20 protein-coding genes and 1 pseudogene are annotated in these 22,139 nt (G+C 42.5%); 10 read left to right on the top strand and 11 right to left on the bottom strand.

The window, feature by feature from the left end:
* Positions 1-26: 26 nt before the first annotated feature.
* Genes DS891_RS08465 through DS891_RS08455 form a run of 3 tightly spaced genes read right to left on the bottom strand, consistent with a single transcriptional unit; the run spans position 27 to position 2,703 of the window.
* Positions 27-932 carry a histone deacetylase gene (locus tag DS891_RS08465; RefSeq protein WP_174169508.1) on the bottom strand — a complete coding sequence of 302 codons (906 nt, stop codon included), beginning with the start codon at positions 930-932 and terminating at the stop codon, positions 27-29.
* A gap of 39 nt (positions 933-971) precedes the next feature.
* Positions 972-1,598 (bottom strand): response regulator transcription factor, encoded by a 627-nt coding sequence (locus DS891_RS08460; protein WP_010603713.1) that lies wholly within the window; start codon positions 1,596-1,598, stop codon positions 972-974.
* Positions 1,591-2,703: a sensor histidine kinase gene (locus DS891_RS08455; RefSeq protein WP_039496529.1), complete on the bottom strand. Its 1,113-nt coding sequence runs from the start codon at positions 2,701-2,703 to the stop codon at positions 1,591-1,593. The genes DS891_RS08460 and DS891_RS08455 overlap by 8 nt, the downstream gene beginning before the upstream one ends.
* Before the next feature lie 229 nt (positions 2,704-2,932).
* On the opposite strand from DS891_RS08455, the gene DS891_RS08450 reads away from it, so the two are divergent.
* Together DS891_RS08450 and DS891_RS08445 are read left to right on the top strand one after the other, a co-directional pair.
* Positions 2,933-5,698 carry a methyl-accepting chemotaxis protein gene (locus DS891_RS08450; protein ID WP_174169507.1) on the top strand — a complete coding sequence of 922 codons (2,766 nt, stop codon included), beginning with the start codon at positions 2,933-2,935 and terminating at the stop codon, positions 5,696-5,698.
* Positions 5,699-5,817: 119 nt separating this feature from the next.
* Positions 5,818-6,300, top strand: coding sequence for a hypothetical protein (locus DS891_RS08445; protein ID WP_174169506.1), 483 nt, complete (start codon positions 5,818-5,820; stop codon positions 6,298-6,300).
* A 78-nt stretch (positions 6,301-6,378) separates the two neighbouring features.
* Here DS891_RS08445 and DS891_RS24530 read toward each other — a convergent pair whose 3' ends face one another.
* Entirely contained in the window at positions 6,379-6,789 is a 411-nt protein-coding gene (locus DS891_RS24530; RefSeq protein ID WP_254605773.1) for a hypothetical protein, read from the bottom strand.
* A 398-nt stretch (positions 6,790-7,187) separates the two neighbouring features.
* Entirely contained in the window at positions 7,188-9,776 is a 2,589-nt protein-coding gene (locus DS891_RS08435; protein ID WP_174169505.1) for a M1 family metallopeptidase, read from the bottom strand.
* A 521-nt stretch (positions 9,777-10,297) separates the two neighbouring features.
* Here DS891_RS08435 and DS891_RS08430 point away from each other — a divergent pair.
* The 3 genes from DS891_RS08430 (at position 10,298) to DS891_RS08420 (ending at position 13,471) form a co-directional block, all read left to right on the top strand.
* Positions 10,298-11,200, top strand: coding sequence for a LysR substrate-binding domain-containing protein (locus tag DS891_RS08430; protein ID WP_174169504.1), 903 nt, complete (start codon positions 10,298-10,300; stop codon positions 11,198-11,200).
* Between the two features lie 168 nt (positions 11,201-11,368).
* Positions 11,369-13,075, top strand: coding sequence for an alkaline phosphatase D family protein (locus DS891_RS08425; protein WP_174169503.1), 1,707 nt, complete (start codon positions 11,369-11,371; stop codon positions 13,073-13,075).
* A gap of 159 nt (positions 13,076-13,234) precedes the next feature.
* Positions 13,235-13,471, top strand: a complete 237-nt coding sequence (locus DS891_RS08420; RefSeq protein WP_010603705.1) for a hypothetical protein — start codon at positions 13,235-13,237, stop codon at positions 13,469-13,471.
* Between the two features lie 2 nt (positions 13,472-13,473).
* Here DS891_RS08420 and DS891_RS08415 read toward each other — a convergent pair whose 3' ends face one another.
* Positions 13,474-13,914: an MgtC/SapB family protein gene (locus tag DS891_RS08415; RefSeq protein WP_010603704.1), complete on the bottom strand. Its 441-nt coding sequence runs from the start codon at positions 13,912-13,914 to the stop codon at positions 13,474-13,476.
* Positions 13,915-14,016: 102 nt separating this feature from the next.
* On the opposite strand from DS891_RS08415, the gene DS891_RS08410 reads away from it, so the two are divergent.
* Positions 14,017-14,175: a YqaE/Pmp3 family membrane protein gene (locus DS891_RS08410; RefSeq protein ID WP_010369885.1), complete on the top strand. Its 159-nt coding sequence runs from the start codon at positions 14,017-14,019 to the stop codon at positions 14,173-14,175.
* Positions 14,176-14,220: 45 nt separating this feature from the next.
* Here DS891_RS08410 and DS891_RS08405 read toward each other — a convergent pair whose 3' ends face one another.
* Positions 14,221-14,826, bottom strand: a complete 606-nt coding sequence (locus DS891_RS08405) for a LysE family translocator (RefSeq protein WP_010603703.1) — start codon at positions 14,824-14,826, stop codon at positions 14,221-14,223.
* Between the two features lie 218 nt (positions 14,827-15,044).
* Here DS891_RS08405 and DS891_RS08400 point away from each other — a divergent pair, with 218 nt between their 5' ends.
* Both DS891_RS08400 and DS891_RS08395 read left to right on the top strand, forming a co-directional pair.
* Positions 15,045-16,397, top strand: a complete 1,353-nt coding sequence (locus DS891_RS08400) for a YncE family protein (RefSeq protein ID WP_174169502.1) — start codon at positions 15,045-15,047, stop codon at positions 16,395-16,397.
* Between the two features lie 96 nt (positions 16,398-16,493).
* Complete coding sequence (locus DS891_RS08395; RefSeq protein WP_174169501.1) at positions 16,494-16,946, top strand: GNAT family N-acetyltransferase; 453 nt, start codon at positions 16,494-16,496, stop codon at positions 16,944-16,946.
* Between the two features lie 12 nt (positions 16,947-16,958).
* Here DS891_RS08395 and corA read toward each other — a convergent pair whose 3' ends face one another.
* The 4 genes from corA to DS891_RS08375 form a co-directional block, all read right to left on the bottom strand.
* Positions 16,959-17,873 carry a magnesium/cobalt transporter CorA gene (gene corA / locus DS891_RS08390; RefSeq protein WP_174169500.1) on the bottom strand — a complete coding sequence of 305 codons (915 nt, stop codon included), beginning with the start codon at positions 17,871-17,873 and terminating at the stop codon, positions 16,959-16,961.
* 128 nt (positions 17,874-18,001) lie between these two features.
* Entirely contained in the window at positions 18,002-18,493 is a 492-nt protein-coding gene (locus DS891_RS08385; protein WP_010603699.1) for a GNAT family N-acetyltransferase, read from the bottom strand.
* Complete coding sequence (locus DS891_RS08380) at positions 18,490-19,113, bottom strand: TetR/AcrR family transcriptional regulator (RefSeq protein ID WP_029215706.1); 624 nt, start codon at positions 19,111-19,113, stop codon at positions 18,490-18,492. The genes DS891_RS08385 and DS891_RS08380 overlap by 4 nt, the downstream gene beginning before the upstream one ends.
* A gap of 3 nt (positions 19,114-19,116) precedes the next feature.
* A complete protein-coding gene (locus tag DS891_RS08375; RefSeq protein WP_010603697.1) occupies positions 19,117-19,977 on the bottom strand; it encodes an alpha/beta fold hydrolase in 861 nt (286 codons plus the stop codon).
* A 705-nt stretch (positions 19,978-20,682) separates the two neighbouring features.
* Here DS891_RS08375 and DS891_RS08370 point away from each other — a divergent pair.
* Both DS891_RS08370 and DS891_RS08365 read left to right on the top strand, forming a co-directional pair.
* Positions 20,683-21,558 carry a helix-turn-helix domain-containing protein gene (locus tag DS891_RS08370; RefSeq protein ID WP_174169499.1) on the top strand — a complete coding sequence of 292 codons (876 nt, stop codon included), beginning with the start codon at positions 20,683-20,685 and terminating at the stop codon, positions 21,556-21,558.
* A gap of 272 nt (positions 21,559-21,830) precedes the next feature.
* A pseudogene (locus tag DS891_RS08365) lies at positions 21,831-22,097 on the top strand (helix-turn-helix domain-containing protein); the annotation flags it as partial.
* Positions 22,098-22,139: the final 42 nt, after the last annotated feature.

Genomic DNA, 22,139 nt, shown 5'->3' with positions numbered 1-22,139 from the left:
GAGCAAAATAAAAAGATCATCATTTTTTAAAGTTTTGCAGCTTGCTGCACCACAATCGCGTGGCGCTTTGCTAATCTTTGGTGATCTTTATCGTATCCGCCACCAATCACGGTTGCGACAGGGACACCATGCTTTTGACATAACGTCAGCACCAGTGCATCTCGTTTCGCAATGCCAAGCCATGAGATATCTAATTTACCTAAGTTATCACCTTGCCAAACATCGACACCAGCGTCGTACAGCACGATATCTGGATTTAGGTCAATCAATAATGACTCAAGCGTATGTGCAACAATTTCGAGGTAGTGTGTGTCACTGATCCCTATTTCTAAGCCAATATCTAAATCGCTAGCATGTTTACGGAATGGGAAGTTTTTCTCACAGTGGATTGAGCAGGTATAAACATACGGGTTGTGCTTCAACATGGCGGCGGTGCCGTCACCTTGATGAACATCCAAGTCAAAGATTAAGGCATTGGTGATCTGATTATTGTCGAGCAGATGTGTGGTCGTAAAGGCGAGATCGTTTACCATGCAAAAACCAGAGCCAAAATCATAATGTGCGTGGTGCGTGCCACCGGCTAAATGGCATGCAATACCGTGTTGAAGCGCAAGCTCTGCAGTTTTTAGCGTTCCAAGAGGCGCAGTAAAAGTACGTGCCATAAGCTGCTCTGACCAAGGTAGACCTATACGGCGCATCATTTTAGCGTCGAGTTGATTACGCCATAAGTCCCAAATATATTGCTCGCAGTGCACGCTTTCAAGTGGCGATGGGTTGCCGGGCTCTGGGCTATAAACATTGTTATGAATGAGCCTTAATGCATCTACTTCTTGGTATAGACGCGCAAATTTACTCATCACGAAGCGGTGTTTTGGATCAAAATTGAATGAGTAATTAGCGTGATAAACTAGTGGTAAATTTGGGTTGTTCAAAAACGGCTCCAAAAATGGCGATATGGCAGTGTAGCAATATCAATCTCCGAAGCCGAGCGCTTTAGCTTTTAATGTTGCTTGCGTTCTGTCTCGTACTTGCAGTTTTGCGAGCAAGCAAGAAACCGAGTTACGGATGGTACCTTCCGCTTTATATAACGTATTGGCGATTTCCTTATTGGAATATCCTTTCGCGATTAGTTTTAAAATATCCTTTTCTCGTGTGGTGAGCTTATCTAAAGTGGGGTCAGGTTTTAGTAGGGTCTCAGCAAGCTCGTCTTGGATGATGAGTTCACCTTGATGGACTTGTCGAACGGCATCAATTAACTCTTCTAAGTCCACGTCCTTAAGAAGGCAGCCTTTAGCACCAAGTTCTAGGGCTAATTTTAGCTTTGCAGTATCGTTGAAGGTAGTGAGGATAATGACTTTAAAGTTTATAGCCAAAGGCAAAAGCTCGGTGAGCACATCGACACCATCTAGCTCAGGCATTCGCATATCTAAAAGCACAATGTCAGCTGTAATTTGGTTTGATTGAACCTGTTGAATGAACTCACTGCCGCTGCCACAGCTTCCAGAACAAATAATGTCACCACTCAGCGAAAGCAGTGCTTGCATACCTTGGCGCACAAGCGCCTGATCATCGACTAGGTAAACTGATATTTTAGCCATTTGTCGTCCCAAAATGGATAGTTAATGTTACGCCTTGATGAGTTGACACATCAAGACTGCCGCCGAGTTCTTGGATCCGCTCCTGCATACCAGCCAGACCATTTCCAAATCGAATACTATTTAAGGTAATGCCGTTATCGCTTATTTGTACTTTTAATCCTTGTTGACAATACACTCGTACTTGCATTTTATCCGCCTTGGCGTGCTTCAAGGTATTAGTGATGGCCTCTTGGCAGCATTTTAGAATGCAATTGGCATAACTTAGTTTCTCGAGTAATGGGTGATGTTCATAGTCGAGTTCAATGTTAAGACGAGGGATAGATTCAGTAAGCCTCAGCAAAGCATCATGGAGATCGATATGCTCGTTGCTACGCTTGTCGCTGACTAAATCGCGAATACATTTTAGGGTGTCTTTAGCTTGCAAATAGCAGCTATCTAATAGCTCGGTCAATGGTGCCGCTGCAGTTCGTCTTGCGACATCTAAATTTACAATCAGACTGGTTATTTGATGTCCAACGTCGTCATGTAACTCTCGTGCTAATTGAAGCCGCTCTTGTTTAGCAATACTTTGGCTTAGCAGAGACTGCGTTGCAGATAGCTGACTGTGGGCGAGTTGTAGCGCTTCTTTGGCTTCTTGTTCCTTTTGCATTCTTTTACACACCACGTACGCAAATAACTGAAAACAGGCAAATAACACTGCGTTGAGATATTCAAAGCCATGTCCCCAAAAAAAGTATTGCGACGCAACATACAAGCAAGAGGTAACTAGGATATATCCAAGCGCAAAGCTCAAAGGAACATAAAAAGCAAGGATCCCAACGAGTTTTACATTGTAAATGAGATGAATTGCGGCGGGGGAGGTAAGGTTAATTGACTGGATCAAAAGCGCCAATACAAACAGCATCGAATATCTAACCTTGTAGCCATAGTATTTTTCGGATTCATTGATACATAAAAGCACGAGGATCAAAACACCGATATGCTGTACCCAAGGCAGCCATTGTGCTTTTTGCTGAGCATAAACCAAACTTGGTATTGCAACGGCTAACCAAGTGAAAATGGTTGTTACTAACCAAGCCGTCGGATAGCGAAAAAACGCCGACATCTACTTACTCCGCTAAAAACCTGCTCTGCAGGTATTATTCCTTTATTCTCTTGCGAACCTATCCTAGCAGATATTTGTGACTCTGTGATGATGACGAATGTCATAAGTTTTACATTGTAAATCAAAGTGCAATAACGGTTTTTCATCCTTAATAGTGCATTGATTTGTGGCACCACTATTCCTGTTCTATCTTTATGTAACAATCTTTTCATAATTAGGGATACTCAGAATGAAAAGTGTAAAGGCAAAACTTATTTCTGCGGTAACAGCGGGTTTAGTGGTAATGCTCATCGGGGCGATGGTTACTGTTTTGGTGATGAAACGCGTAGCGGAACAGTATGACAGCATGATAGACAATGAATTGGCTGCTCGCGAGCAAATAAACATAGTGCTCGATGATTTCAAAACCCAAGTACAAGAGTGGAAAAATGTACTCATTAGAGGAAGAGATCCTGCCCAGCTAAATAAATATTGGTCAAGATTTGAAACCAAAGAAGCTGAGGTACAAAAACAACTCAGTTCAATTGTTTCAGCCTATACGTTACCACCTACCCTAGAAAATAAGTTGCGTGAATATCAAAAAGAGCACCTCACCTTAGGACAAAAATATCGTGAAGCGGTGGATCTATTCAAAAGTTCAGGCTTTGATATTAACCTTGCTGATGCTTCAGTGAGTGGAATAGACCGCCAAGCAAGTGTGTACCTACTTGAAATTAATGAGCAAATTAACGCGTTAGTAGACACGAGAACGAGTGAAATTGTCGCAACAAAAAACCAACTTATCTTTTTTAGTACCCTAGGACTCATCGTTGTTGCGCTTGTGACTTTAGGATTACTGACTTGGTATATGCAGCATTTAATCACTCGTCCAATCCGCCGTGCATCTGATGTGGCAAAGGCAATTGCGAGTGGTCGATTAGACAACAAAGTCGTTGTACACAGTGACGATGAAATAGGTAACTTACTGACAAATCTACGGCAAATGCAAACTAGCTTACTTGATGCGACCCAAAAGCTAGAGCTACAAGCAAAAGAAAACTTACGGATCCGTTATGCGCTAAATAACGTGGCCGCGCCCGTGCTTTTATGTGATGACAGTAATCAAGTGATCTACGTAAACGCACAATGTGAGTCTCTATTTGATCGTTACCGCACTGCGCTAAGCGTGCCTACTGAAATTGTTAATCATCCAATTCCCGAAGCTTTACTTCACAGCTCTAAAGCACTACACCAAGCCTCGGGTCAATTAGTACGCCAGTTAGAGTGGGAGTGGTGCGTAGGTGACATAATCATTGCGGCTACCGCCAACCCGGTCTCCGATCAAAATGGTAGGGTGTTAGGTACGGTATTTGAATTTAAGGATTTAAGTCAGACAAGGCGTGCGGAGCAACAGGTTGAACAGCTCATTAAATCAGCTTCCGATGGCAAACTAAGTGAACGTCTAAACCTTGAGGGATACGTTGGCTCCATGAAATTAATAGCCAGCGGACTTAACAAACTACTTGATGCTGTTGAGCAACCTATTAGTCAAACAAAACAATATCTTACTTCGCTTTCAAAAGGAGAAATTCCTGAGCAGATTAACGGTGAGTTTAAGGGCGAATTTGCGCAAATACATATGGCCTTACAACGTGCCACGTCTTCGCTTTCGTTACTTATTGAAGATACTTACAGTTTAGTTGCCGCCGCAGGAGAGGGGAGGCTTTCTACTCGGGCGGATGAGGCTAAACACCAAGGTGAATTTCGAAAAATCATTCGTGGTGTTAATGAAACACTTGACGCGGTCTCTAAACCCGTTGCACTTACAAGCGGATATCTAGAAAGTATCGCAAAAGGAGAGTTACCCGCCTTCACGAATGATGGTTATAAAGGAGAATTTGATAGCATCTATCAAAGCCTCTTCGCTTGTGTTGGTGCGATAAAATTGATGCTAACCGATGCCGAAAAGCTTGCTGAAGCGGCCAGTGAGGGAGACTTACAACATAGAGCTGATGCCAGTAAACACCACGGCGCATACGCCAGTATAATCACAGCCATGAATGAAACGCTGGACTCGATAGAAGCGCCGCTTAAGGAGTGCATGAATGTGATGGATGGGCTATCTCAAGGCAATTTAACTCGCCAAGTTGAAAAAAGCTATGCAGGTGATTTTGCGCTGTTGAAACAATCTGTGAATACCAGCGTTGGCAACTTAGCCAATATGATGCAAAAGCTGCTGGCCATGGCGGAATCCATCACTGTCTCGGTACAGCAGATCACCACAGGTATTGAAGAGTTAAGTGAGCGGTCCTCTTCTCAAGCCGCATCTATTGAAGAAACACGAGTATCAGTCGGTGAAATCACCGAAACCGTGCACTCAAACGCCAATAATGCGCAATCTGCTAATCAGTTGGCTATAGAAGTTAACCAGCAAGCACAGCAAGGTGGAAAGGTTGTTGAGTCAACGATTGAGGCAATGACCGAGATTAGTAAGAGTGCCAAAGAAATACTCACAGTCATTGAGGTTATTGATTCCATTGCATTTCAAACTAACTTATTAGCACTGAACGCCTCTGTTGAAGCTGCACGAGCGGGAGAAAAAGGAAAAGGTTTTGCGGTCGTTGCCTCAGAAGTAAGAAATTTAGCGCTGCGTAGTGCAAGTGCCTCAAAGGATATCTCTGAGCTGTTGGGAAGCAGTAACGTCAAAGTGAAGCAAGGGTCTAAGCTGGCTTCAGAATCCGGTGAAACGCTAAAAACCATTGTGGAAAGTGTATATGGGCTTGCATCGCAAGTGCAAACGATCGCTGAGGCTTGCAATACGCAATCGAGTGGTATTGAGCAAATTAATCTAGCGATTAAACAAATTGACGGTATTACTCAGCAAAACAATACCTTGGTAGAGATGACGAATGCATCGGGGCTGTCATTGTTGAGTAAAGCCAATGAATTGCGAGAGATGGTTGAGCAGTTCGATATCGGCAAGACTAAAGCGGAGTTGATGAAAGTGGTGAGCTAAAGGTCAGCAAAATCTAGGGCCTGCTGACCTTTATTGTTTTTAGGAACATCACGTGACATGATTGGCGTAATTAGATGGCTTTTTAGCCGCTAACAATGTTAGGGGATAAGGCATAAACTATGGTTACACCAATCATCATTATACTGTTACTTTGCGGCCCGTTATTGTTCGGTGTTATCTATTCAAAGATAAGAGACGTACAGGTAGAGGCAGCAACGCTTGCCTGTTGGGGTCTCGGTATCGCATTTATGTTCTTTTTTATTGGCCATATCGTAAAAGCACAAGGGATGGTAGAAATGTTACCTAGTTGGATGCCGTATAGGCTTCCTTTGGTGTACTTCACTGGTGTCATCGAACTCGTAGTAGCGATTCTGTTATTTATACCAAAATACCAATTACCTGCAGCAAAAGCGGCAATTGCCATTTTTATGCTGTTTTTTCCCGCAAATGTGTATGCCGCGCTCAACAGCGTTGGCCTGGGAGGACATCAGTGGGGACCAGTTTATTTGCTAATTAGAGCACCACTGCAAATCATATTGATTGCTTGGGCATATTTTATGTGTGTAAAACCGCTATCAATGCCTGTGGCTGAAATTAAATAAAGCTCAGCTCAAGCAGAACACATAAACAGAAAGGGGTGTGAGATTTACCCGCTTCCCTTTCTGCATTTCGCGACTAGACTATTGGTCATTTGCTTTTTCATTCTCTAAGCAAGGTATACCAGCCAAATGATCAGCCAAAATTTGTGCTATTTTGTCGGTTAGCCAGCTCGGACCTTCGTCAGTCATGTCATTGTGTTTTGCGCTCGCTATCGTGACAACACAATCCTGATATTTGTGCTTTTCAGTACGACTTGGCAACACCCCTTTGTCCGCTGGAAAGTCACTTGCTCGTATCGACAATACCTTTACATCAAGGCTTCTCGGTAATGGCACTCTGCGATGATCTAGCGTAATGATTTGGTTTACAAATTTAGCCCCGTGATTGATTAACCATGCTGAAATGTCGCCGCCATTAGAATGGCCAATTAAGAGGATATGCTCAAAATCAAAGGTGGTGAACTTTGGCTTAAAGTAATCGTGAATAAACACCAGCGTATCAGCGCCTCGTTGCCAGTTTTCTGCGCGTGTTTCGTATAAGTTCCCCTCGACGGAAAGAGGAGGATCGTTGCAAGCTCATGGCCTACAGTAATAACCAAATATCCAGCTCGGTTTAGCGTCTTGACCAAAAATTGATAGTCAGTATGTGAGACACCATAGCCGGCGCTTAGCAGTGCAACAGGACAAGGTGCCGCTTTTGAACAGGGGTTGGTGTCGGTTGGCAAATGAGTTTCTACTGGAATTGCTCTATCACGAGCTGGATCAATTACGGTTTCAGCGGCCAAAACGAATGGCAGACATAATAATAATAAAAGTGGGCGTAACATATTTATCCTAAAAAATAGTGGCGCTCGGCAAAAGCCAAAAGCGCCACAACTGGTTGGAGTCTTTTACAGATTATTCAAAAATTGATTGACTGAAGCTAGCTCTCTTTGCTTTTGCATGATGCAGGTATTTGTTGCCAGTTCCAGCTGCTTAAGTGATTTACTTAAACCTTCTACTTCTTTTTGCATCGGTTCAAAAAACTGCTGAGCTTGTTTTAATGCATCCGCGTCACAATACGTAAATAGGTAAAAAGGTAGCTGTGGCTTTGCAAAAGGAGGGAAGCGTTCCTTTAAGCGCTCAAAGTGCTGATAAAACCACTTTTGATAAAGCGCTTTTCGCTCATCGCCTTTACCATTCCCGCTTAATATATAATTAAAGTCGGAGGCCGTTACATGCTCGCTTAGCGCATAATCTAGTACTTGTTGTTGCAGTTCTTGTGGACCAAAATAACCCATTGCAAGCAATAGATTAGTACGTTGAGTTGGGTTATTGGTGGTTTCAAATACTTTTTTGTATGACTTCAACAGCTCAGCATCACCGTAGTAAGCGGCAATTTGCAGGAAGCTTCTAGCCAAGTAGGGGTCAACTTTATCAGGTGACGTTAAATATAAACTCGCTTGCTTTTTTGCATGCTTAATAATGGTTTGATGCTTTGTCTCGAAAGCCAGTGCTCTGACCAATGCTGCACGTATTTCCGATGTGGCAGCTGGTTCATTTGCATTTGCCTCAAGTCCATATCGAGAAAACGCAGGCTCAACATAAGTGGTATAAAGTTTCTTCCAAAGTAACTTATTTGAATCGTCTTCATACTGTTTATGTTGTGATAGTAATTGAGTAAGAGCGGCCTTTGCTACTTTGGGATGAGTGTCGTTAATAAACTCACTGAGCGTTAACATCAACGCATTGGCGTTTATTTTTCCAGACTCCATCAGCGCGTCAACATTGCTTAGTAAGTCTAATCTCTCCCGCTCATTTAGCTTGTTTGGGGCATGTGATATTAGGCTTGCGAGTTGAGACTCAGAAAGATCCCAGCGATAATAACCTGTCGCGTTGTCGTTTGGTAAGATCCACTCAGGCTCAAAGTCTAATTTAATCTGTTGCGCCTTGGAGTCTAAAAGTATTGTCTTAGTGGCTGTTTTGTCACCTCTACCATAGCGCAGTGTGATGGGGATATGCCAAGTTTGTGCTGCTGCTTCTTGTCCTTTTATTACAAAACGTTGTTGCGATACGGTGGCATTCTGGCCATCTAACTTAATCGTCAAAAGTGGAAATGAAGCTTGTGATACAAATGAGTCTAGCACTGTCGCTACATCTTTATTAGATACTTTACCCAGCTCATTCCATAGATCTTTGGCTTCTGCATTCTTATAAGCAAATTTACGGATATAATTGCGCATGCCTTGCTTAAATACCTCTTCCCCAAGCCACTGCTCAACCATGTAAAGTACCGCGCTACCTTTGCTGTACGCAAGACCCAAGCCGTCTGTTACATCAGACTCTGTAATAACCGGTTTACGGATCGGTGAGGTAGTTGCTTGAGCATCATAGGGCATTGCATTGTGTTGAGATAGGGATAAATTTGTTTCTAGCTCAGGAAATAGCTGCTGGGTGATCTTTGCAGCCATCCAAGTGGCAAACGCCTCGTTTAACCACAGGTCATTCCACCATTTCATCGTAACTAGGTTGCCATACCATTGGTGTGCAAGTTCGTGAGCGATAACATTCACATGTGAGGTTTGAGCTTGTTGTGTTGACGTTGCAGGGTCAATAAGTAGTATATCCTCACGATAAGTCACCAGGCCTGCATTCTCCATTGCGCCGAACGGAAATTCAGGGACTGCAACTTGGTCTAGTTTTTTATAGACATAGGGTAAGTCAAAATAGTCTTCAAGTGCTTTGAGTATCTTTGGCGTGTTTTCGATGGAATAAGCGGCAAGATTTGATTTCTTTTGTGGGGTAATAATGTTACCCGGAACCGACATCCCTTTAACATCAAGTACTTCGAACGGACCAACGGATAAGGCGACTAAGTAAGAAGGAAGAGGCGGCGTCTTGTCGAAGTAATGGGTGGTCATGCCATTCGACTTTTTGGTCTCTAAAACAGGCGTGTTGGCGAATACTTTTTGATCGTCTGGGGCTGTAATAGTGAGCTGAAATGGGATTTTATACTCAGGCTCATCAAATGTAGGCATTGCTCTTCTTGCATCACTCATCTGAAACTGTGTAAATAAGTAAGGCACGCCGTTGTCTATGGTTTTGTAGAGACCGACGCTATTACGGTTGAAGGGGGCGGTATAGTCGATAGTAAGCGTGTAGCGACCGGGTTGCAGTGTTTTTTCGCAACTCAATCTCACTTTACCGGTTTCGAGCATTTTATCTCTGAGCTCACACGACGTTTTTCCGACTAGTTCAGCGGTATCTATCGCATAGTCTAATCCGTTGAGCTCAATAAATTGGGTGGCTTTGAGCACCTCAAGTTTTATAGTCGTGTGTCCTGAAAAACGCTCTTTAGAAGGGTCTAAGTTAAATGTGACCGCTTGCTCTATAGGTTTAGCCACGGTGGCTAGACGATGAAGTTCAGCATTTGGTTGGGCCTGAGCTGAAGCGCTGATAGACAGCAAAATAGCACTGCATATTAAAGACCTAGATAGCATAAAAATCCTTTATTCATTTTGTTATTGTTGATTTATCTTGCGAATCAATGCTCTGTATGTTGTCACTTGGTGTGATAAAAGCATAGATAGTTAGCGCAATGTTCCTTTTACTTTAACAAAACTTGTTGCAAAAAGAGTGGGGGTAAAGGTTTACTATCGGGCTAATATTTTAAATATTAAGTAATATCAATAAATTGAAGAGGTGGATTAGCCGACTTTTTGTGTAACAAAAATTGTAACAGACTCCACCGTACTTAATTAACCTGAGGTCTGGATAAGGAATGTTCCCACATATTGAAACTACTTATGTTTCACTATGTGTTCTAACTTCAGATAGGCCCCGATTATAGTTAACCAGTGTAATAACTGTGACTTTGGCTTTGGTTTACAATAATTCATTGTTGCTCCTGTCGTAGTAGTGAATAAACTGCGTTTAGGTTAAGTAATTTATGACTGTATCTTGGGTCAAAATATGGCAGGATACCAACGATAGTTAATTACAATTAATATAAGTTGAGCTTATGGATAAGAGGTTAAGGCACTTAAGTGCATTACGCTGTTTTGAGAGTGCAGCTCGGCTCCAAAGTTACACTCAAGCTGCACTCGAATTGAACATTACGCAAGCGGCAGTAAGCCAACAAATGCGGCAATTAGAAAATGCACTTGCAGTTAAGCTTTTTGTAAGAAAAGGCCGCAATATGCACTTAACTGAAGCCGGCGAAGTGTTGTTAATGTCTACTCAAAGTGCGTTTAAGCGCATTATTGGGGGATTGAACCAAATTCAAACACAAGAATTGGCTGGTAGCTTGACTATCACGTCAACCCAGTCTTTTTGCTCTTTATGGCTAATGCCTAACCTGTGCTCGTTTTACGAGTCTCATGACGACATCCAAATTCGCGTGCTTGGCTCTAATCGCTTTGAAGATATTCGTTTAAATCATATTGATATCGCGATCCGGTTTTCTACCAAGCGAGAGTTAGCCTGCCCCGCCGGACTTGAGCAGTTATATCTTGGGGAAGATAGTAACTATCCTGTTTGTTCACCAAGCTACAAAGAATCGCTGCAAATTAAGTCTCCGAATGATTTAGCAAGGTGTAATCTTATTCACCACGACGATGATAAAGTAAGCTGGGAGCAATGGTTTGAGTCTCAGGGGATATGCGGTTCAAGTATTTGTGCCAAAGGCCCACACACTCGAGTCTCTTCTAATGACATGGCATTGAGTGCAGCGCTTAAAGGCCAAGGTGTTGCAATCGTCTCCAGAGAGCTATTTTTAGACTTTCAACAAGCTGGCCTTATTGTGCAGCTTTTTGATACCCCTCACCCTGTGGTATGGCAACGCTATGTGTTATTTGATCCCTATTCACCAAAAAGAGCTCGGATCCAAGTATTTATTGATTGGCTTATCAATCACTTGCCATAAGGCCTCGTTATGGCTCATTTATTGAGCCACTTTCGTATTATTTCATGAATGCGGAAGTAAATGTGAACTTGAAATAAATATTAAACTAAAATTTAACATTGCCGGATTAGACTCCGTTCCCGCAAGGAAAACTAGCAAGGATGCCAACATTCAAATACCGAGGAAACGATGAAAACTTATACTCTCACGCCAGCCGTGTTGATGCTCATGAGCAGCGTCGCTAGTGCAGAACCTGAAGTTCACTACGAGTCTTGTAAATCCACCTTTAACTATCTAGCCGCACAGTATCAAGGGACAACGGATAAAAATAATTCAGGTTCCCAGTGGTGCTATTTAAAACAAAGCATCGAAGGCGCAACATGGGGTCATGTCAGAACAGAAACCATCCCAGAATTCAAAACAGTAACCGGAAAAGCGTGTAAAACGCCATCTGAGTATCAAGGTGAAAAGTTTTATGGCTGTACAACCCGAAATCACACCGCACCTTGGTGTTATGTCGAAGAGGGCGGTTGGGAAGAATGTCAACCAGAAGCGCCGCCAACGCTTTTAGCTCACACTCAACCCCTACAAAGTAAACGATTAGATAGAGTTGCGTTAGGTTCATGTTTCAAAACCAAAGGAGATATGCCAGAAGCGCTCGCTAAGTTAATTGGCCAACAACCGGATCTGTTTCTTTGGTTAGGGGACAATATCTACGCAGATACCACTGATATGGCGGTGATGCGCCAGAAGTATGATGATAAAAAGAATAATAGTGAATATCGCAAGTTTTTAGAGGCTAAGATCCCTGTGATGGCGACTTGGGATGACCATGATTTTGGTTGGAACAATGAAGGCAAACATTATCCAGAGAGAGTAAACGCACAAAAAGAATATTTGCGTCACTTTGATGTCGATAAAACAGATCCAAGACTGAATGGTCAAGCTGGTATTTATGAAGCAAAAATGTTGGGGGGATCGGGCGAAACCACGCATGTGATCACATTAGATGCCCGTTACTTCCGCTCTCCAACCTTCTCAAGTTACGGAACGTGTGAGGGGGAAAGTAGCACTATATTGGGAGAGGCGCAGTGGCAATGGCTTGAGCAAGAGTTACAAAAGCCATCAGAAATCAAGCTCATTGCAAGCGGCATTCAAGTACTGCCTCCGCTGCATCAAGGCAGAAGTAAAACTAACTACTGTGCTTATGGAGACGGCAAAACATTTAATGCTGCCATCGCGTCATTAGAAGAAACAAATATGTCTGGTACTAGTTATGAGTCTTGGGCTGAAATGCCAGCACAAAGGGAACGTTTGCTTAGGTTAGTACAGAAATCAGTGAACGAAGGTAAGACTAAAGCCGTTGTGTTTTTGTCTGGCGATCAACATTGGGGAGAGCTTTTGCAAAAGACTATTCCCGCAAGCAGCACATATGGTCAAGCAGTTAACGTCTACGAAGTGACGGCATCGGGTTTTGGTCAAAACTGGCCTTATCATATTGAAAATCCATTAAGATTACCTATTTACGCAGACGACAAAGGGGATGGCAATTTTGCCAAAGCATGTCAGCTACCGTTCAAATATGCAGGCATTACCTATCAAGGTTGTATCACGCGAGACAATGATAAGCCTTGGTGTTATACCCAAGTGGATGATAACCAAAAAGGTATTGAGGGTGAATGGGGCAACTGTGCGCCAGCTGGTGCTAATATCCCAACGGGACGAGTTGGCGTAGTTAGCAAAGATATCGCAAAGTTGACAACATCTAACCGCCATTTGATTAATAAATCGGGAAGTAACTACGGCTTGATAGACATTGATTGGCAAAATCGTGAGCTGAAAATGTCTATTGAAACGGCAAACGAGGAAGCGGTTTCCACTATCATTAAATTTTGATATGTTCATATTAGCTGGGCGCTCGCTCAGCTAATATGGGGCTTACATAGTAACTCTTTGTAAATTATCGAAATAAATTGTATACTGCGTGCAATCTCTGAATAAATCAGTTAGACTTCATTATGGATTGTAGGTCACGCAAATTAAAAGGACATTAATTTGAAATTTATCATTTCTCTTTTACCCGCACTTTTTTTAACTAAATTAGTCTTTTACATCACTGATTTTGAATATTTACTTTTTGAAGAGCCTTTCGATTTTGGCAAATTGCTAATTGATATCAGTGTGTTCGGATTCTTCTATTTTACTTCAGTTATCGTTTACGAATACTTTTTTGGTGAAAAGCTAGAGCTCAAACGTCAAGTGACGAGCAAGCGGACTAAAGGTTCAATGTAAACTTATTGGGAGCTGGAAGGCTTTTTATAAGGCTCAAGTAAGCGAAATACCATAAAGCCCACCGCGCTTAATACAATTGCGATTTCATATCGCTGGTATGCACTAGAGATCCCTATTGCCCCGGTTAACCAGATACCTGCAGCGGTTGCTGTGCCATGTGTGGAATTATCGTTTTTCACAATTGAACCGCCACCAATAAAACCAATTCCAGTAATGACACCGTACATGACTCTCGCTTGTGCTTCATGTGACTCAAATACATCCATACTTGTTAAAATAAAAGCACAACAGGAAATAGCGACTAATGGGAATGTTCTAAGCCCCGCGCTATCAGAGCGACTTTCTCTATTAATAGCTAAAGGTAATGTAAGTAAAAACGCAAAAACAATTTGGTAAAAGTGATACCAAATGAGTGCTAAATCAAGATTAATCCAATCTGGCATTTTTTATCTCCTATACTGTTATTGGGTTAATGCAAAAGGCATTCCTTTGAGTTGGCATAACCCATGCAGGATGAAAGCGTCTATAACTTTTAGGAGAGAACAATGGATTTATTGAGGATCATCATTGCAATTCTGCTTCCACCACTTGGTGTATTTTTACAAGTCGGTCTTGGCGGGGCTTTTTGGTTAAATATTTTGCTGACATTGTTGGGTTATATACCAGGAATTGTGCATGCAGTGTGGGTGATCGCCCGTCGGTAAAAAGCGGACAACAAGTAACAATAACACGGTAATCTTTGCAGGGTATTATCCTGCAAAGATCTCCAGCACAATTGGCATTACTGAAAGCACAAGTAATGCAGCCATCACAAAATTAAACCATCTACGACTTTGCTCATTTTTTAATACATGTTTCAGCGATGAACCAAACACCAACCAGATCCCAACACAAGGAAATGACACCAACAGAAAGACAATGGTGATCATCAAGTTTTGACTCATAAAATCTGCGTCAGCGGAGGTATAAGTTGAAATAGCACCTATAGCGACAATCCATGCTTTTGCGTTTACCCACTGAAATAACGCGCCTTTTAAAAACGAAAAAGGTTGAGGGGTTGAGTCTGCATCAGTCGTGGGTGAAGACATCGCGACAAGGTAGGCAAGATATAAAAGGTAAATGACGCCAATGCACTTTAAAATAAAGTGCAAACTAGGAAATAGCTCAAAAAGCTGTGCAAAACCCAAGCCGACCAGCAACAGCATGATCGAAAAGCCAACACAAATACCGCTTAACAGGGGGATGCTTCTCTGTAAGCCAAAATTAACGCCAGACGTCATTACCATAATATTGTTTGGCCCGGGCGTTACGGAAGACGCAATAGCAAATAAAGTGATAGCAACCAAATAGTCCATTAAGTAGTCCTTTTTATATAGCCGGAGTGTTACATCAAGGCATTTGTTATCTTGAGAGTGCCTTTTGTCTGGTAATGCCAAGTGGATTTCATACTTCACTATTGGGTTTGCGCGCAAAATAGTCAATAGGTGATTAGTCGAGGTGTTGTTTTTAGTTTTGTTATAAGATAACATATTTAAAGTTATGGTATAACATAAATAAAAATAGGATCTCTCTCATGGTATTAAAAGGTAAACTTTTGGCAGTTGCCATTTCCGCAATTCTTCTTTCTGCATGTGGTGGTACTGAGCACACAATTGTAAAAGTAGACCCGCCAGCACAAGATAATGGCAATGATGACGATGGTCATGATGATCATGATCATGGAGATGCGATCACAGACGCAAATGGTCGCCTGTTAGTCACTAGCGCAGAAAGTAACGTTGTGAATGTGTACTCAACGGCGGATAAATCACTTATCGACTCGATTGGCGTTACACACTATCCAAAATATGTATATAGCTCTGAAAATCACCGCTTTGCTGTCTTGGTACAACGTGACCAAGGTTTAGTGGAGTTTATTGACGGTGGTTTATATGAAGAGGAGCATGGCGACCATCACCATACTCACGAAGAGTCGCCTGCACTTGCTTCGTTCCATTTAGAATCAGTGAAGCCAACACACGTGACTGTCGGTGAGTCTGGTATTGCTGTGTTCTCAGATGGCGACAAAGACAGCCAACAAAATGCCAGTGCCGCGATGTTTAGTGAAGCGCATATTAGCGGCGAGCAAAGCGAAGTCGCTGCATTACATTACGACACTTACATGCACGGTGCGGCGCAAGCTCGAGGCGAATTTCTAATTAGCACGATCAGAGACCCTCAAACCGAAACTTCTCTACCCTCGCAAATTGGTTTGTATCATGCGCATGGTGACCATTTTCATCAAGAGCAGGTATTTAACGTAAGCTGTCCAGCACTTCACGGCAGCGCACAAAATGAAGAAGCAGTGGCATTTGGTTGTGGTGATGGTGTTGCGGTTATCACTCAGCAAGGCGAAAGCTTTAGTGCAGTAAAACTAGCTAATCCAGATTACTTTGCTGACGGGCAGCGAATTGGCACCCTCAAAGGCCACCATGATGCAGAGCAATTTATCGCATCAGCAGGTAATGATGTGCTGATGGTTGACCCAGAGCACGGCCATATCGAGAAGCTTGAATGGCAAGTAAGTGATAACTATCGCATTGCGAGTTTTGGATTTAGCTTTGCGGGTGAGCATGTTGTGGTGATGGATACCGCAGGTAAACTCAGCATTTTTGCCGGTCATGAGCATGATGGTGAACACCATTTTGAAGCTGCAGGTGAAGTACAAGTAAGTGATGCTGATTTAACTACGATGCCAGAAGGTCACGGCTTCCAAATTACATTTTCTCATTCAGAGCAAGCGGTATATGTGAGCGACCCAATCGCAAAACAAATTAAAAAGTTTGATTTAGAAGAAGCCAAACTGGTAGACACATTTGAGCTAGATTACGTACCAGAAAAACTAGTATGGCTTGGTATTACTGCAGAGGAATCTCACGACCATTAACACTTAACCTCATGTAGTCCCTGACAATTTTTAACACTGTAGATAGTGGCTTTGCCACCTTAGTTAAGCTAAGGTGGCTTTTTTTAAGGAAAAAATATGATAATTAGACCAGCCACCATCAACGACTTAACTACACTTCTAGGTTTAGAACAGCAAGTGATCGAAGCGGAGCGTCCGTATAACTCAACAATCAAATCACAAGACGCCAAATACTACGATTTTGAAAAATTACTCACTTGTTCGAATACGTTAGTGGTTGTTGGTGAAGTATCAGAGCAAATAGTGGCAACAGGGTATGTGCAGATAAGAGCATCTAAACAGCAGCTACAGCACACGCAGCATGGTTATCTTGGGTTTATGTATGTAGCACCTGAGCATCGTGGTAAAGGTTTGAATCAAGCGATCATGGAGCACTTAATCGCTTGGTGTAAAACCCAAAACATCAACGACTTCTACCTTGATGTATACAGTAGTAATGCCGCAGCAATTCGCGCTTATGAAAAAGCGGGATTTACACCTTGCCTGCTTGAAATGAAGCTACACCTCTAGATTAACCAAAGTTTACAGCCAACCTTTGTGTTTAAAGAATAAATAAGGCGCAAAACCAGAGAGCAGCATAATAGCAATGGCAAAAGGATAGCCCCAAGCCCAGTTTAGCTCTGGCATATTATTAAAATTCATCCCATACACACTGGCAACCACAGTGGGTGGCAAAAATACGACAGAGGCAATGGAGAAGGTTTTAATAATTTGGTTTTGTTCGATATTGATAAAACCCTGCGTAGAGTCCATCAAAAAATTCACTTTATCGAAGAGAAAGGCGCAGTGCGACATTAGGGTTTCGATATCTCGTGTGACTTCCCGTAGCGTTTCTCGCTCCTCAGATTGCACCCCCACATGACGCATTAAAAACGAGATATTGCGCTGCGTATCCATCAAACATAAGCGCACTTTACCGTTGGCATCTTCTAGCCTTGAAATACGACTAACAGCTTCTTCTAGATCTGAGTCTTCTTCCTCAAGCACATAGGCACTGAGCTTTTCAAGCTGGTGGTGCATATCCTCAAGCATGTCCGCATGGTTTTCGACTTTTTGGTCGAACAAAGTCACTAACAGCTGTTTTGGGTTATCGCACGCCACTTGCCCTTTACGCGCACGCAGTCGCAGCAACCTAAAATCCGCAAGCTCGTCATCACGAATGGTTAATAAGCAGTTTTTTTGTAATAAGCAGGCCACGGTTACCGTATTAAAACGCCCGTCATTGGGAGACATAAACAAAGCGTGTACATGCAGACCTTCGCTGTCGATAAAACAGCGCGAAGAGGCTTCGATTTCCTCTACGTCATCCGCACCAGGAAGGGTAATATTTAGCGTGTTTGCCAGAGCAACTCGCTCCTCCTCCGTGGGATTAATAGTATCTATCCAATGGGCGTTTTTGATTGCTATTTCAATCGGGGTGTCGGCGCTTGGTTCCATTTCGGAAATTACACCGTGTTCAATCGAAAAAAAACCTCAGCATCTCATTACTCTACACGACGACTCTTTGGCAAAGTATAAGAGTGAATGTATTAATCAACAATGACAATCCAAGGATTATCCGCAGATTATTCAGCTTGATAGGTGTAGATATTACGCGCCGCAACCGAGTTATTCATAATTGTTGTGTAATTAGCAACCAATTTAAAGCCATGGCGCTGAAATAAATGATTCACTGCTAAGGCATCTACTCGACAACGAGTGTGGATAGGTTGGCGAGTAGCGGCTAAGGTGTCTTGTAGTAATTGCTTGCCAATTCCTTTGCCGCGAATATTCGCATCAACCATAAAGTTCGAAATGTATAGGCCTGACGTAAGATCAAAGCGCGCTTTATCTTTAAAATGCGCGATTGGCACTAGCGACAAACTGCCTATAAGTTGCTGTGTTGAGTCATCAAAAATAACACGTACTTCGCCTTCTTCGATTTCCTTTTCCATAAGCAAGCGAATGGCTGCTTGATCTATTTCTTCATTGCGTGGTGGCGCTGAAAAGGTCGCGATGTATAGCTCAGTAAGCTGCTCAACAATATCGCGGGTTGGGGTAGAGATTATTTCAATCATGCAGATACGCTCCGTGTTTTTGGATCAGCTTGGTAACTTTCGAGTAAGTGCTCAATATTACGTTTAAACAACTCGCTGGCATGTTCTGTTAGTACCGTATTTTTCGCTATCGCATGGCCTAGATACAAGTTGTATAGCTCGTACGCCGCGCACTGCGCATCAAGCTCAGGATGAAAAATACCGCTTTCTATCCCTTGCACAATTTTATGCTTAATATAGCTAAATAATCGGTTATGTTGCTCGGTAACTTTGGTATGAATAGGGCTGTCTGTATGGCAATTAAATTCAACCAACGCTTTGATAAACGGGCAAGTTGAATGTGGCTCATTAAATAGTTCACGAGTCCAGTCTGCCCAAATAGAAAAGAGCATTTTGAGTTGCACTAGGGGATCTTGGTGTCGTGCCGGTGCGACGACATGCAGCATAAATTGATCTTCACAGTAATCGAGGATCGCCAACTGCATATCTTCTTTACTGTCAAAATGCGAGATAAGCCCGCTGCGAGACAAGCCACAAAGCTTTGCCATAGAACCAATAGTGACTTCTATTAAGCCATATTGGCTACTAAAGCGCATACCTTGCTCTAAAATGGTTTGTCTCGTTCTCTCGCCTTTATTCATCACTTATGCAGTTATTCTTTGAGTAATACGTTGAATAACGCCAGTATCGCCTAAAATGCGGCGATGTCCAAGGCCTGAGGTTTGGATTAAACGCTCAGGAGTGGCAGCGATAAGCGACTCTACGTGTTCAAATGGCGCAAATCGGTCCTCGGTATCGTGAATAAATGTCGGCTTAAACTTAAGTACACCGTCGTGGAATTTATCTCGGATCAAATGCCAATGCGTGCCATATCTTGTAGTGATAGCGCCTAACACTTGGTGCAGCATTTTTTCAGAAATACCCGCTCGCGCAACGCGCTCAAACATCAGCTCAAAAAACTGCACGGGAGTTGCAACATTTATAACCACACGATTTTCTAGGCGATAATCCGGTAAGTTCATCAGCGCCACAGCGCCCATAGAATGCCCCACCAAAGCCACGATATCATGGCGATCGGCTTCTAGCTTCTCAATCAGGGTATCCAGTGCTTCAACAAAAGCCAGCAAATGGGCTTGCTTACCATGAGATTGTCCATGACCAACATGATCAATCGCCACAACGCAAAATCCCGCTGCTACGAGTTCAGGGATCAAAGTATCAAAGCAACTGCTGTTATCGGCCCAACCATGACTTAACACAACGGTCTTCGGACCAAGGCCAAACACGTTTACATGAACGCGACCAAGCGAGGTAAGAATATTGAACTCACCATTGGGTTTTTTATTTTTAAACTGATATTGACGCTTACCATGCGGACTCATCAGTAGTACCTGACCTAACCTCGAAGTAATAGGTGGCGCAAGCGTGCACATAAGCCCTGTAACACCCCGACTTATCTTGGTAATAAGCGAGCCGTCTTTGTCGTTAAAGTAGCTGAATTTCATCCTGACCTCTAAAAAAGAACACTTGTACTTTTATTAAAATAGAACAGTTGTACTTTTTTGTAAAGCATAACAATCACCTTTTAATATTGCAGCTGGTTTACCCAGCGATACACCTCCATGTAGGAGCTGGTTTACCCAGCGATACACCTCGCGTAGGAGCTGGTTTGCCCAGCGATACACCTCCGCGTAGGAGCAAGTTTACCCAACGATACACCTCCGCGTAGGAGCTGTTTTACCCAGCGATACACCTCGCGTAGGAGCTGGTTTACTCAGCGATACACCTCCGCGTAGGAGCTGGTTTACCCAGCGATACACCTCCGCGTAGGAGCTGGTTTACCCAGCGATACACCTCGCGTAGGAGCTGGTTCACCCAGCGATCTTTATAAGGCACCAACCGCTACACAAAGCACCTTATACGGACTCCACACCACCCCGTAGGAGCTGGTTTACCCAGCGATCTTTTTAAAACGCCGGCTGCGGATTACTCAGGGCTATGAGGGGCATACCCTCAATAAGGTTTGGCTTTAAAGAACGGTTAAGCGTGAAAAACGATGAAAATGTTTCAAATTACGTAAAGTTGGTGAAGTATTGAGTGTTTTATTGTTTTTTCATTGCAATTTATCGAGAGAAGCTTGTCTTTATATTTAACTAAATGTAATGTTTGGGTTAATTTCAAGGGAGCTAACGTAAAACAATGGTGGACAGATGCAAACGCCAGAGGAATATGAGGTAAGCCAGCGGATAGGTAGGTTAATACTTGGGTTAAAGCGTACCAGAGGTATGACCCGAGAAGATGTCTGTAAACGTTTAGGTATAGGCTCGCGCACGTTAGATAATTACCTAAACGGGGTGAGCTCATTTAAACTTGGGACATTGTTAAAGTTTGCGGATCTTTGCAAGGTAAAACTGGCTGATATTTTGGATGATACCGACGCGCTGAAGCGCTTGTATCCTGAGAATATTAAAGACAAAGGCAATATCTTTTTGTTATTTACGGGCTATTTTGTCGGCGTTATGGTGCTTGAATTTACCTTATTTGCTTTTCTTATTTTGTTATTGTTTTATGCGCGTAATGACAAGAATAGCCAAAGCATTGTTGCAATTTTTATATTTGCTTTTTCGTTAGAAATCGTTGTTGCATACTGGTTGAATTATGTCGTCTTCCCAGCTATTGAAAGCTATTACATTGAAAATATCTATGCTTTTGCAACTCAACTTTTACTGAGTTTACTGCTGGCGCTAATGATCAAATACAGAATGTTCTTAGGTGCGTGGTTTACCAAAGGGAATTCAGCCAGCATTTTTGAGAAGAACCAAGTAGATGCGCCGCTTTATGCACTCGCATGTACGTTAGCTTTGATTGATTTTGCGGCATTGATGGAAAACTTTATCCGTAACCTAGAGCGTTTAGGAATAAGTGAAGAAGTTGCCAAACCATTTTGGGAGCTAGCCTTTATTTATAATTACTTTGCTTATATCAAGGCCGTGCCTTATCTGCTCTGCATGTTTGTTTTATACGCAGGAATAACAGCGCGTCGTAAGCAGGTTTTAAATAAAGCAAATGCTGCGCCTACACAATAATGTGAAGATTTTCACATAAAAATAGAGAAGTTTGTGTGTTTTTTAATTATTGATTTTAATGGTCTGCAAAACAACAAATAAGCAGGTTTAGCGAGGGTTGCTTGAATCAATTGATACCAAAAATTCAAATATAGTGATAAGTTTGTTTCTATTTTGGGTTGTTTTGCGAGTGTGCACCTAAAAATAGTACTGTCATCTACTTGTCTTTATATTTAACTAGATGTAAACTTTTGGTTAACTTGGTTGGGGTGATTGAGAGATATGGTGGGGCGATGCAGACGCCAGAAGAATACGAGGTAAGCCAACGTATCAGCCGACTGATACGGGGACTAAAGCGCAAAAAAGGGATGACCCGAGAAGAGGTTAGCCGGCGTTTAGGTGTGGGTGACAGGACCCTGGATAACTATTTAAATGGCTCTAGCTCCTTTAAGCTTGGGACATTGCTTCGGTTTGCTGAAATCTGTAAAGTAAAGTTATCAGATATTTTAGAAGATACAGATAAGCTCTCTGGCTTGTATGGAGAAAATAGTGAGGAAAAGAACAATGAAGGCTGCACAGAAAAAACTAATAAAAATAGCCCT

The organism is Pseudoalteromonas sp. JC28, from assembly GCF_013319255.1.
GTDB lineage: Bacteria > Pseudomonadota > Gammaproteobacteria > Enterobacterales > Alteromonadaceae > Pseudoalteromonas.
This window is presented reverse-complemented; position numbering and strand designations above follow the sequence as displayed.